The 11,863-nt window shown below is 42.0% G+C and carries 11 protein-coding genes; 6 read left to right on the top strand and 5 right to left on the bottom strand.

What is annotated here, in order from left to right; translation table 11 throughout:
- The first annotated feature begins 130 nt into the window (after positions 1-130).
- The 5 genes from pepQ (at position 131) to TQ33_RS00035 (ending at position 4,380) form a co-directional block, all read left to right on the top strand.
- Positions 131-1,453, top strand: coding sequence for a Xaa-Pro dipeptidase (pepQ, locus tag TQ33_RS00055; protein WP_046560252.1), 1,323 nt, complete (start codon positions 131-133; stop codon positions 1,451-1,453).
- 3 nt (positions 1,454-1,456) lie between these two features.
- Positions 1,457-2,134: a YigZ family protein gene (locus TQ33_RS00050; protein ID WP_046560251.1), complete on the top strand. Its 678-nt coding sequence runs from the start codon at positions 1,457-1,459 to the stop codon at positions 2,132-2,134.
- A complete protein-coding gene (locus TQ33_RS00045) occupies positions 2,121-2,483 on the top strand; it encodes a SirB2 family protein (RefSeq protein ID WP_046560250.1) in 363 nt (120 codons plus the stop codon). The genes TQ33_RS00050 and TQ33_RS00045 overlap by 14 nt, the downstream gene beginning before the upstream one ends.
- A gap of 24 nt (positions 2,484-2,507) precedes the next feature.
- Positions 2,508-2,747 carry a ubiquinone biosynthesis accessory factor UbiK gene (gene ubiK / locus TQ33_RS00040; protein ID WP_046560249.1) on the top strand — a complete coding sequence of 80 codons (240 nt, stop codon included), beginning with the start codon at positions 2,508-2,510 and terminating at the stop codon, positions 2,745-2,747.
- A gap of 133 nt (positions 2,748-2,880) precedes the next feature.
- Positions 2,881-4,380 carry a helicase HerA-like domain-containing protein gene (locus TQ33_RS00035; protein ID WP_046560248.1) on the top strand — a complete coding sequence of 500 codons (1,500 nt, stop codon included), beginning with the start codon at positions 2,881-2,883 and terminating at the stop codon, positions 4,378-4,380.
- Positions 4,381-4,446: 66 nt separating this feature from the next.
- On the opposite strand, the gene TQ33_RS00030 is transcribed toward TQ33_RS00035, so the two are convergent.
- Positions 4,447-4,650, bottom strand: a complete 204-nt coding sequence (locus tag TQ33_RS00030) for a dodecin family protein (RefSeq protein ID WP_046560247.1) — start codon at positions 4,648-4,650, stop codon at positions 4,447-4,449.
- A gap of 123 nt (positions 4,651-4,773) precedes the next feature.
- On the opposite strand from TQ33_RS00030, the gene TQ33_RS00025 reads away from it, so the two are divergent.
- A complete protein-coding gene (locus TQ33_RS00025) occupies positions 4,774-5,670 on the top strand; it encodes a PPK2 family polyphosphate kinase (protein WP_046560246.1) in 897 nt (298 codons plus the stop codon).
- Positions 5,671-5,719: 49 nt separating this feature from the next.
- On the opposite strand, the gene gyrB is transcribed toward TQ33_RS00025, so the two are convergent.
- Genes gyrB through dnaA form a run of 4 tightly spaced genes read right to left on the bottom strand, consistent with a single transcriptional unit; the run spans position 5,720 to position 11,863 of the window.
- Positions 5,720-8,146: a DNA topoisomerase (ATP-hydrolyzing) subunit B gene (gene gyrB / locus TQ33_RS00020; protein WP_046562176.1), complete on the bottom strand. Its 2,427-nt coding sequence runs from the start codon at positions 8,144-8,146 to the stop codon at positions 5,720-5,722.
- Positions 8,147-8,172: 26 nt separating this feature from the next.
- Positions 8,173-9,291: a DNA replication/repair protein RecF gene (gene recF, locus TQ33_RS00015; RefSeq protein ID WP_046560245.1), complete on the bottom strand. Its 1,119-nt coding sequence runs from the start codon at positions 9,289-9,291 to the stop codon at positions 8,173-8,175.
- 45 nt (positions 9,292-9,336) lie between these two features.
- The gene (gene dnaN / locus TQ33_RS00010) at positions 9,337-10,440 is read right to left on the bottom strand and encodes a DNA polymerase III subunit beta (RefSeq protein WP_046560244.1); all 1,104 of its coding nucleotides are present in this window, start codon (positions 10,438-10,440) and stop codon (positions 9,337-9,339) included.
- A 31-nt stretch (positions 10,441-10,471) separates the two neighbouring features.
- On the bottom strand, positions 10,472-11,863 hold the full coding sequence (gene dnaA / locus TQ33_RS00005; protein WP_046560243.1) for a chromosomal replication initiator protein DnaA: 1,392 nt from the start codon (positions 11,861-11,863) through the stop codon (positions 10,472-10,474).

Here is an 11,863-nt window from a genome sequence, read left to right as displayed (position 1 = left end):
AAATCAACAATCATCCTTTGAGCCAATCCCAAGCAATAACTTTGCTTGATTAACCCATTCTTTCCTTGCCCCCTCACGGCCCGATCTGAAATAATGATTGCTTATTGTCTCAAATTTTTATGGTAGTGATATGACTGACGCAGAGCTAAAACCTTTATTCTCTGAGCACATTGACACGATTACCAAGCGTTACCAAGACGCGATGCAGCGCCACGGTTTTGACCACTTGTTAATTCCAGCTGGCTCACTGCACGGTATTTTCTTGGACGATATGTCCTACCCGTTTAAATCGAACTTCCACTTTAACAGCTTCGTTCCGCACTCGGATCTGCACGACAGTACGATTATTATTTCGGCGAAGGGCGAGCGCACCCTGTGTTATTACCAACCCGTTGATTTCTGGCATAAAGTTGCTGGTGACCCTGATGGTTTCTGGGTTGAGCACTTCGACATCAAGATGATGCGCAAAAAAGATGAAGTTCGCGCTTTTATGCCATCCAGCGGCACCATCGCCTTCATTGGTGAAATGGCCTACCCATTTTTAGATGAAGACTTTGACGCTATCAATCCTGGTAATTTAATTAATGAAATTAATTGGCACCGTGCGATCAAAACCGATTATGAGATTGAATGTTCAGCGCTAGCCAACAAACGTGCTGCGATGGGCCACATGGCTGCTCGCGATATGTTTTATAACCAAGGTTCCGAGCTTGAGATTCACCTAGCCTACTTGCTAGCAAGCGGCCATCACGAAGCACAACTTCCTTATAACAGTATCGTAGCGCTCAATGAAAATGCCTCGATTTTGCACTACATGCATTACGATACTGAGCGCCCAAGCGAACACCGCACCTTCTTAATTGACGCCGGTGCGCGCTACAACAGTTATGATGCGGATATTACGCGTACCTACGCTTTTGATAAAAATACCGAGTTTGCTGATTTGATCAACACCATGGAGCAGTTGCACCTTAGTGTGGTTGATCGCGTCAAACCAGGTCAGTCTTACGTTGATCTTCATGTCGATACTCACCTAGAAATCGCTAAAGTATTGAATCAATACAAGATCTGCGACATGAGCCCTGAGTCTATGCTAGAAAATGGCGTTACACGCACCTTCTTCCCGCATGGCCTCGGTCATCAAATTGGTCTACAGGTACACGATGTAGGTGGACACCAGTCCAACGCTGATGGCGATCCAGCGCCGCCACCACAAGAACATCCGTTCTTACGTAATACCCGTCCGATCGAAAAGAACCAGATCTTAACCATTGAGCCAGGGCTATATTTCATCAAGTCGTTACTTGCCGATCTAAAGACCAGCGAGCATGGTTCAAGCATTAATTGGGATCGTATCGAAGAGTTCCGACCGTATGGCGGCATTCGTATTGAAGACGATATTGCGGTAACCGAAACAGGCCACCGCAACTTAACTCGCGCTTATTTAAAATAAGCAATGAGTAAACCTACAGCGCCGCAGGATAAGCCTGCGGCCGCTCCCCCTTCCTATCGAGTTCCAAACCATCCGGTTAACCAACCCTGCATTTTTGAAGAAATCATCAAGGGAAGTCGCTTCACCACTCGAATTGTTTTTACGCCTTCCGTTAAACAAGCAAAGGCATTTATCAAGCAACTGAACTCCGACGAACCCGACGCCACCCACCATTGCTGGGCCTATATTGTCGGTAACCCTGATAGTACAACGCTAATGGCTTGTTCTGACGATGGCGAGCCTAGCGGCACTGCAGGTATGCCCATGCTCAATGTGCTCACCCACTCTGGACTTGGTGATATTACCGCCGTGGTCACTCGCTATTATGGCGGCACAAAACTTGGGACAGGTGGCTTAGCTAGAGCTTATAGTGGAGGAGTTAAAGAAGCTTTAAGCATAGTAAGTACTCACCAACGTATTTATACAACCGCTGTTGAAATAGAGGTATCCTACGATCTGCAAAATCAAATACGGTACTTACTTGAAGAACATCAAGCTCAAGATATCAAAGAACAATTCTCCGACAAAGTCGTTATAATGTCACAGTTGCCGTCTGAGCAACTGAATTCTTTTCTGGCTTCCGTTGAGGCCTATGAAAATAAACAGCAACTTACAATTAAGGTAGATCATGACAGCGCTTAAACATATTCACATGACCTTAGCCATCATCACTATTCTTGGCTTTTTACTTCGCAGTGTTTGGCTATTTAAACAAAGTCCAGCTCTACAAAAAAAGTGGGTCAAGATTACACCGCACATCATTGATACATTACTTCTCGGTACAGGTATCGCTTTATGGGCAACTTGGTACGGTGCTGTGTTTCAACCATGGATTATTGCTAAGATAGTCATGATTGTGCTCTACATTGGTTTTGGTATCGTTACTTTTAAGACTCAGAGCAAAGGCTTACGAGGAATCATGTTTACCCTTGCAATCGCCAGTTTTGCCACCATTCTTTATTTAGCACGTACCAAACCACCCCTTTGGTAATTAATTCTCGATAGTAGGTGAATCATGGTTGATCCAAAGAAGTTAGACGACATTGCAAAGAAATTATCGGACGCAGTACCTGAACGACTAAAAACTGCCAAAGATGAGATGAGTAAACAGTTTAAGCAAGTTTTACAAACCCAACTGGGTAAACTCGACTTGGTTTCACGTGACGAATTCGATACCCAAACTCAAGTTTTGTTAAGAACCCGCCAAAAACTAGAAGAGCTCGAAAAGAAATTGTCAGAGCTGGAAAATCGATAATCTTGCTAACACTAAGCCGACTCAAAGGTAATGTAATATCTTTTACACTTTAAGTCGGCTTTGCTTATATCCTCACTTGCCTTTTACCGTCGATTGTATAATCTGAGTACAGGGAACATAACAATTCAGAATTATGCTATTAATCGGTGGTAATCCAAAGAAAGAACACATTGTCCTTAATCCAAAGATGGCTAACCGTCATGGTCTAGTCGCCGGTGCCACGGGTACAGGTAAAACGGTCACTCTGCAGGTATTAGCAGAGGGGTTTTCCAAGATGGGGGTGCCGGTATTTACCGCTGATGTAAAGGGTGACTTATCTGGCGTTTCAGCGGCGGCTGGCTCGCATCCAAAAATTGACGAGCGCATTGAGAAGATTGGCATCGAGAACTATCAGTCTCATGATAACCCCGTCATTTTTTGGGATGTCTTCGGTAAGCATGGACACCCCGTACGTACGACTATTTCTGAAATGGGGCCGATCCTTCTGGCTAACCTTCTTGAGCTCAATGACACTCAAGAAGGTGTCCTTCATATTGCTTTTGATATTGCCGATGAACAGGGTCTTTTGTTATTAGACATCAAAGACTTACGTTCAATGCTAAACTGGCTAAGTGATAACCGCAAAGAGATTATGCGTGAGTATGGAAATGTCTCCCCGCAAAGTGTCGCCGCTATCGTTAGGCGGTTGCTGGTGCTCGAAAACTCAGGTGGTGATCAGTTCTTTGGTGAGCCAGCTCTCAATATTCAAGACCTGATGCGTACTGATACATCCGGCCGGGGTTTTATTAACATCCTACACAGCAAAGAGCTGATGCTTAACCCGCGCATTTACTCGACCTTCCTTCTCTGGCTTCTATCTGAGTTATTCGAAGAGCTGGATGAGGTGGGCGATCCTGATAAACCCCGTTTAGTGTTCTTTTTCGATGAAGCTCACCTGCTTTTTGAGAGTGCGCCAAAAGCCTTGCTCGATCGCATTGAGCAAGTGGTTCGCCTTATCCGTTCTAAAGGTGTAGGTGTCTTCTTTGTTACTCAGCACCCCACTGATATCCCTGATGATGTCTTGGGACAACTAGGCAATCGCATTCAACATGCTTTGCGTGCTTTTACTCCAAGAGACTTTAAAGCCGTTAAAACCGCTGCCGAAACATTCCGCCCTAACCCTCATCTTGATGCTGAATCACTCATCACACAGCTTGGCGTTGGTGAAGCGTTAGTCTCCGTGTTAGATGACAAAGGCCGTCCCAGTATTGTTCAACAAACGCTTATTTGCCCACCAGAATCTCGTATTGGGCCACTAAAAAGTGCTGAACGAAAAAAAGTTTTTCAACAATCTCCTGTTCACGGTGTTTACGATAAGGCTGTCGATCGCGAGTCTGCCTATGAAATACTTTTGGCAAAGGAACAGAAATTAGAAGAACGCAAACAAAAAGAAATGGAGGAAGCAAAGCGCCTCCGCGAGAAAGAAGAAAAGGCTAAAGCTGCTAAGAAAAAAGCAAGCCGTAGTTCTTCTCGAAAATCCAACCGCCAAGGTATTGGTGAAACTTTCTTAAAAACTTTGGCCAGAACTCTTGGTTCTAACCTTGGAAAAAAATTACTCAGAGGTATATTAGGATCTTTGACTGGTAGCAAGTAGTTAATATTAGGCATATAAAAAAGGTGCCTTATAGCACCTTTTTATAGCTGGTCTTATACTTATCACTTAATCCTTTAATAAGAACGTAACTTTTAATACAACTCTAAAACCTACTACATCGCCATTCTCGATAACGGCTTGCTGCTCTTTTACCCAAGCCGCTTTGACTTGATCTAAGGTTTTGTTCGCACGTTTCACACCTTGAACCACAGCATCTTCAAAACTTTTTTCTGATTCAACAATTATTTCGGTAACCTTGGCTACTGACATATGACTCTCCTTTGTTATTAATGATTTATTTATCCCTTTTCATATTACGTATTTTTCCTGTATAAACAAGGTACTAGTGTTTAACATTTGTAAAATATTCATAGTTATTATTAAGAGGTTTTTATGTTTTCAATGACAGAGCACCCTTGCCTAGTTCCTTTCGATAACTCTTTCAAGTTACACAACATGAAAACCTCGTTCGATAATTTAAACAAAAAGTCTCACTATAAAAAGATTTATAAATCCAATCGTAAAAAGCTCTATGAGACACAGCAAAAACTGTATGCTCATAACAAGTACTCAATCCTTTTTATCTTTCAAGCCATGGATGCGGCAGGTAAAGATAGTACTATTCGCCATGTATTTAAAGGCGTAAACCCTGCTGGTTTTCAAGTATCAAGCTTTAAACAACCCTCCAAACGTGAACTTGACCATGATTTTTTATGGCGCACGACCAAGCAACTGCCACAACGTGGGAAAATCGGTATATTTAATAGGAGCTATTATGAAGAGACTCTTGTTGTAAGAGTTCATCCTCAGTATTTAGGCTCCCAACAATTACCTTTTGATTATCAAAGCCAACTTTCCACATCGAAATCCCATGAAAAAAACGATTTATGGCAACAACGTTTCCGATCCATTAACGATCATGAACATCATCTTGTTGCTAACGGTACCGTTATACGGAAATTTTTCCTTAATGTTTCACAGGAAGAACAACACCGACGGTTTAAAGATCGTATTGATAGACCCGACAAGAACTGGAAATTTTCAGCGGGTGACTTAAAAGAAAGTCAGTTGTGGGATAAGTATATGGAAGCTTATGAGGACTGTTTACGAAGCACTTCTACTCCATGGGCCCCTTGGTATTGCATACCCGCCGATAACAAGCCTGCCATGCGAGCAACGGTGTCTGATATCATCCTACAAACCCTAAACAGCCTGGATATCGAGTATCCATCGCTGGATGATGACACAAGCAGCAAACTTCAAGAATACCGTTCTCAGCTAATTATTTAAACATCAACAAAAAAGGGGCTAAAAAGCCCCTTTTTTTCATGGTGATAAATTATACATCAAGATTTGAGACTGAGAGTGCGTTACTTTCAATAAACTCACGTCGTGGCTCTACATGGTCACCCATTAACGTTGTAAAGAGCTGATCGGCCGCTACCGCATCTTCAATTGTCACTTGCAACATGCGACGGCTCTCAGGGTCCATAGTCGTCTCCCAGAGCTGGCCTGGGTTCATTTCACCGAGACCTTTATAACGTTGAATCGACTGCCCTCTACGCGCCTCATCCATTAACCATTCTAAAACTTCACTGAAAGTTTCAACCTCTTGGATCTTCTCGCCGCGTTTGACGAAAGCATCCTCTTCAATCAAACTTTCAAGTTGCTCACCTAACGTGCTTATCTTCTTATAATCCTCAGAAACAAAGAACTCTTTTGAGAGTAAGTACTCACTTTCAATACCATGATGATACATGGTTAAGTGAGGCATAAAGATATTAAGCTCATTGTCTTTGCGAATGTTAAACTCATATCGATGAGACCCGCTGGTTCTATCCCTATTGAGCTTCTCTTCAAGAACATCATTCCATTCTTTAACCTTCGATTCGTCTTTCATATCATCTGTGGTTAACGTTTTATGGTAGATCATCTTGTGCAGCATTTCTCGAGGAAGACGACGAGCGACCCTATTCACCGTTTGCTTAACTTCGCGATATTCATTAACCAATGTCTCTAGACGCTCGCCGGTAATAGGCGGGGCATCTTTGCTGGTATAAAGCTGAGTATTGGTTAACGCTAAATTTGTTAAGTAAGCTTCTAACGCTTCGTCATCCTTTAAATAAGTCTCTTGCTTACCTTTTTTAACCTTGTATAGCGGTGGTTGAGCGATATACACATACCCGCGCTCAATCAGCTCTGGGACCTGACGATAGAAGAAGGTTAACAATAAGGTTCTAATGTGAGCACCGTCTACATCAGCATCCGTCATAATGATAATGCTGTGATAACGCGTTTTATCCGGATCGAACTCTTCTCGACCAATACCACAGCCTAATGCTGTAATTAAGGTCCCAACCTCCTGCGATGATAACATCTTATCGAAGCGAGCTTTTTCAACGTTTAGAATTTTACCTTTCAACGGTAAAATGGCTTGATTCTTACGATCACGACCTTGTTTAGCCGAACCACCTGCAGAGTCACCCTCCACTATGTAGAGTTCAGATAAAGCGGGATCTTTCTCCTGACAATCAGCCAGTTTTCCCGGTAAGCCTGCGATATCCAACGCGCCTTTACGGCGAGTCATTTCACGGGCTTTTCGAGCGGCTTCGCGCGCTCGTGCTGCATCAATCATCTTATTGATAACTGCTTTAGCTTCGTTAGGGTTTTCCAGCAAGAAATCCTTTAAATGCTCTCCCATCGCTTGCTCTACGGCACTTTTAACTTCACTGGAGACTAGTTTATCCTTAGTTTGGGAGCTAAACTTTGGATCAGGAACTTTGACTGAGACAACCGCTGTGAGGCCTTCTCTGGCGTCATCGCCTGTTGTGCCAACTTTTCCTTTTTTGTTGTACCCTTCCGCATCCATAAAAGTATTTAAACCGCGAGTTAACGCTGCTCGGAATCCTGCTAAGTGAGTACCGCCATCGCGCTGAGGGATGTTATTAGTGAAGCAGAAAATATTCTCTTGGAAACCATCATTCCACTGCATCGCTACTTCAACAGTGATACCGTCTTCTTCGCGCTCTGATGTAAAGTGGAATACTCGCTCATGAACCGGGGTTTTATTATGATTCAAGTATTCAACAAATGCTTGAATACCGCCCTCATACTTAAAGTGATCAGACTTACCACTGCGCTCGTCATTCAACTTAATACTAACGCCAGAGTTCAAGAATGATAGTTCTCGCAAACGTTTTGCTAAAATATCGTATTTAAATTCGATATTTGTAAAGGTTTCTGAACTCGGTTTGAAACGGAGTTCTGTACCGCTAGTTTCGGCATCTCCAACCATATCCAGAGGCTTTTCAGGCACGCCAAGCTTGTAAACTTGTTCATAACGCTTGCCACCACGACGGATAGTCAGAGTGAGTTCTTCAGATAGTGCATTAACTACCGACACCCCTACACCGTGCAAACCACCCGATACTTTATAGGAGTTATCATCAAATTTACCACCTGCGTGCAGAACGGTTAAAATCACCTCTGCAGCAGAAACCCCCTCTTCCTCGTGAATCTCAGTAGGAATACCACGACCATCATCGCGCACCGACACTGAGTTATCATCATGGATAGTAACTTTAATTTCTGAGCAATGGCCAGCTAATGCCTCATCAATAGAGTTATCAACCACCTCAAAAACCATATGATGCAAGCCCGTTCCATCGTCGGTATCACCAATGTACATACCTGGACGTTTACGAACAGCATCAAGTCCTTTTAGAACTTTAATACTGGAGGAATCGTAATTGTTATTTTCCGACATAGGGTTTCCTTCTAGGTTGTTCATGCCTATAAAGCTGCTGCATCCACAGAAACCTCTTTAATATGGCCATGTTCCACGTGGAACATCTTCACATCATCATATTGTTCGATGAGAGGTTTTAATGGCTCTAGATGCACGCAAGTTATAAATGTTTGTTGATTTGGTGGTTGGTTGGCAAGCACGTTCAGCAATTGCTGTTGATGGTGTGCGTCTAACTCAGCCCCAATATCATCAAGCAGAAACAAAGGAGTTTGACGTCCATATTCCTGCATAACCTTCAGTTGAGCTAATTTAAAAGCCGTTATTAAAAGCTTTTGTTGGCCACGAGATAGGTAATCTCCTGCTCTCTTTGTCTGGTCTAACACAAACTTAAGATCGGCTTTATGAATGCTCGACTGTGTATAGCCTAATTGTTTATCTTTCTCGAACTGCTCTGAATATATTTGTTGCAGCCCAATATCTTTTCTATCCGACCAGCCGGGATAAAGCTGGAGAGATAAGTCATACTGCCCTAAAAAGTCCTGACAATACTGACGAAATAAAGGAGTTATTTTATCACAATAAGCTTGCCTAAGTTGAGTAACTTGTTCGGATAAAGTAACTAATTGTTTATCCCAAATACTGATATCCTTATAGGGTGACTGACGCTTTAGTAATTGATTTCGTTGCAATAAGATTTTGTGGCACTTCTGCCATAAACTAAGCACAGAATGTTCCACGTGGAACACTCCCCAGTCTAATTGCTTTCGACGTGAACTTGGGCCTTTAACCAATAAATCGTACTGTTCGGGGGAAAGTATTTGAACTGGGGACAACTTGGCTAATGTCGAGAGTCGCTTTACAGGCTCAGAGTTTAACTTAATAGCTGTTTCACCATTACGTTGTCGGCTGAAACCTAGTTGATGCCGTATGCCTGAAGACTCTAATTTTGCAAAAATAGTAAAGTCATTGTATTCATCGTTAATGACTTTATTGTGCTTTGTTGTACGGAATGAGCGACCATTGCCTAAAATGTATAAGGCCTCTAATAAACTGCTCTTTCCGGCAGCGTTAGGACCGTAAATAATATTAAGATGGGAGGAGAAACTTAAACTTGGATTGTCTAAGTTTCTCAAATTATGAATGGATAATTGGTTAACCAGCATGAGTTATACAACGCTATAACCAATCAGCAGAGCTCTAAAGTACAATTAAAGTCTCATTGGCATAACGACATACATACTCTCACCACCATCGACTTCTTCGATAAGAGTACTGCTGTTAGCATCAATAAAGGTCAATTTAACTTGCTCAGTTTTTATAGTGTTCATAACGTCAATCATATAACTGACGTTGAAACCTATTTCAAGATCTGATCCTTGGTAGTCAACACTAAATTCAACTTCCGCTTCTTCTTGCTCTGGGTTGTTCGCGTGTAAACGAACTTGCCCATCAGAGAGCATGAGGCGGACACCACGGAATTTTTCGTTACAAAGGATAGAAGCTCGTGATAAAGATTCCTTCAGTACTTCACGATCAGCAATGACAATTTTGTCGCCATTGCGAGGAAGAACCTTATCGTATTCTGGGAAACGGCCATCAACCAACTTTGAAGTAAAAGCATAGTCTGAATTGGTGATTTTAATATGGTTGGTGCCAAGACTTAGGGTTAAGGCCTCGTCCGTATGATCAAGTAGTCGTCCTAATTCAGAGACGCCTTTTCTTGGAATGATAGCATTGACACGCTCATCAAGTTCCAACTTAACCGATTCACGAGATAGTGCTAATCGATGCCCATCGGTAGCGACTGATGTGAGGGTATCTTCATCAAACTCAAATAGCATACCATTGAGGTAATAACGAACGTCTTGTTGCGCCATTGCAAATTGAGTTTTTTCTATAAGTTCTTTTAGTGTGTGCTGAGAAACTGTTAATGATGCTAAACTGGCTGTTTCTTCTAAATTTGGGAATTCATTGGCTGGCATTGTCGATAGGTTAAAACGACTTCCTGGAGTTGATACCCTTAAGCGATTTTCCCCCATCTCCAACTTAACGTTCTCACCGTCTCCAAGACTTTTAATGATATCAAGCAATTTGCGCGCGGGTACCGTTATTTCACCAGGCTCAAACTCGCCTTCTAACTCAACCTGAGCTTTGAGCTCTATCTCAAGATCAGTCGCAGTTAGTGAGAGCTTACTATCATCAACAACCATCAAAACATTGGACAAAATTGGTAAAGTTTGTCTTTTTTCAACAGCTCCACTCACCAACTGTAGTGGTGATAATAGTTGATCACGAGTCATGGTAAAACGCATAAGAATACCCTTAATGAAACCCAATAATTTATTATGTTGATAAAGTCCTTAATAGATTAGAGTAATCTTCTTCAATATCAACACTTTCACTTTTTAATTCATCTATTTTTCGGCAAGCATGCAATACAGTGGTATGGTCTCGTCCACCAAATGCATCACCAATTTCTGGCAAACTATGGTTGGTCAGTTTTTTTGCTAAAGTCATTGCCATTTGACGTGGCCGCGTTATTGACCGACTCCGTCTTTTAGATAATAGATCAGAAACCTTAATCTTGTAATAGGTAGCGACAGTTTTTTGTATATTATCGATAGAAATCAATTTATCTTGAGCTGCTATTAAGTCCTTCAGGGCATCTTTAACAAAATCCAGAGTGATTGATCTACCGGTAAATTGTGCATTGGCGATAACGCGCTTCAGGGCTCCTTCAAGCTCGCGAACGTTAGAACGGATCCGTTTAGCTATAAAGAAGGCGACTTCATGAGGAAGCTCGATATTGGATTGATTGGCTTTGCTCATCAAAATGGCGACTCGAGTCTCCAAATCAGGCGGCTCAATAGCAACAGTTAACCCCCAGCCAAAGCGAGACTTAAGACGCTCTTCAAGACCTTCAATTTCTTTAGGATAGCGATCACAGGTAATAATGACCTGTTTATTTTTCTCAATGAGATTATTAAAGGTGTGGAAAAACTCTTCTTGAGTACGCCCTTTATTGGCAAAAAACTGAATATCATCAATTAATAAAGCATCGACGGAACGGTAATAATTTTTGAAGGCATCCATACTATTGCTTTGTAACGCTTTGACCATATTAGCCATAAAGCGCTCAGAGTGAAGATAAACGATTTTTGAATCAGGTTTATCTTTTAGAATGAGATTACCCACAGAATGCATTAAATGCGTTTTACCTAAACCAACGCCACCATATATCAATAAAGGATTGTAGGAAATACCAGGGTTTTCAGCTACCTGCTCCGCAGCTGCTCTAGCTAATTGATTCGACTTACCTTCTACAAAATTATTAAAAGTAAACTTATTATTAAGATTGTTCTGAGGGAAGTTAGACGATGCGTTTGAACGATTATTATTAACAGGCGTTGAAGCAATGTGATTAACCGTCGGCTTTGTAGAAGCTTGCGTCGTATTATTAGTGCCTTGAGTAGATGCGGACTCCGCTATTTGAGCATTTCCAACGTGTAAAGAGATATGCATTTGGTTGCTATCTTCTTTGCTGGTAACAAACTCAGTAATGCGATCAAGGTATTGCTGACGGATCCAATCGACGAAAAAAGGGTTAGGCGCAAACAAAGCCATTTCTTTATCGGTTTCACGAACCTGGAGAGGTTTTATCCAAGTATTAAACTCTGTAACAGAGAGTTCTGACTGTAGTCGTTGCAGGCAGTTTCGCCACATGCTGCTAGACAT

This window comes from Kangiella geojedonensis (genome assembly GCF_000981765.1).
Taxonomy (GTDB): Bacteria; Pseudomonadota; Gammaproteobacteria; order Enterobacterales; family Kangiellaceae; genus Kangiella; species Kangiella geojedonensis.
The sequence above is the reverse complement of the archived record's forward strand: the minus strand, read 5'-3'. Positions and strand labels throughout refer to the sequence as shown.

What these genes read in the sequence shown, in the direction of transcription:
- TQ33_RS00035 (WP_046560248.1), top strand. Translation starts at nt 2,881, where the DNA reads ATGCTATTAATCGGTGGTAATCCAAAGAAAGAACACATTGTCCTTAAT.
- dnaA (WP_046560243.1), bottom strand. Translation starts at nt 11,863, where the DNA reads ATGTCTAGCAGCATGTGGCGAAACTGCCTGCAACGACTACAGTCAGAA.
- recF (WP_046560245.1), bottom strand. Translation starts at nt 9,291, where the DNA reads ATGCTGGTTAACCAATTATCCATTCATAATTTGAGAAACTTAGACAAT.
- dnaN (WP_046560244.1), bottom strand. Translation starts at nt 10,440, where the DNA reads ATGCGTTTTACCATGACTCGTGATCAACTATTATCACCACTACAGTTG.
- TQ33_RS00045 (WP_046560250.1), top strand. Translation starts at nt 2,121, where the DNA reads ATGACAGCGCTTAAACATATTCACATGACCTTAGCCATCATCACTATT.
- TQ33_RS00025 (WP_046560246.1), top strand. Translation starts at nt 4,774, where the DNA reads ATGTTTTCAATGACAGAGCACCCTTGCCTAGTTCCTTTCGATAACTCT.
- pepQ (WP_046560252.1), top strand. Translation starts at nt 131, where the DNA reads ATGACTGACGCAGAGCTAAAACCTTTATTCTCTGAGCACATTGACACG.
- TQ33_RS00050 (WP_046560251.1), top strand. Translation starts at nt 1,457, where the DNA reads ATGAGTAAACCTACAGCGCCGCAGGATAAGCCTGCGGCCGCTCCCCCT.
- ubiK (WP_046560249.1), top strand. Translation starts at nt 2,508, where the DNA reads ATGGTTGATCCAAAGAAGTTAGACGACATTGCAAAGAAATTATCGGAC.
- TQ33_RS00030 (WP_046560247.1), bottom strand. Translation starts at nt 4,650, where the DNA reads ATGTCAGTAGCCAAGGTTACCGAAATAATTGTTGAATCAGAAAAAAGT.
- gyrB (WP_046562176.1), bottom strand. Translation starts at nt 8,146, where the DNA reads ATGTCGGAAAATAACAATTACGATTCCTCCAGTATTAAAGTTCTAAAA.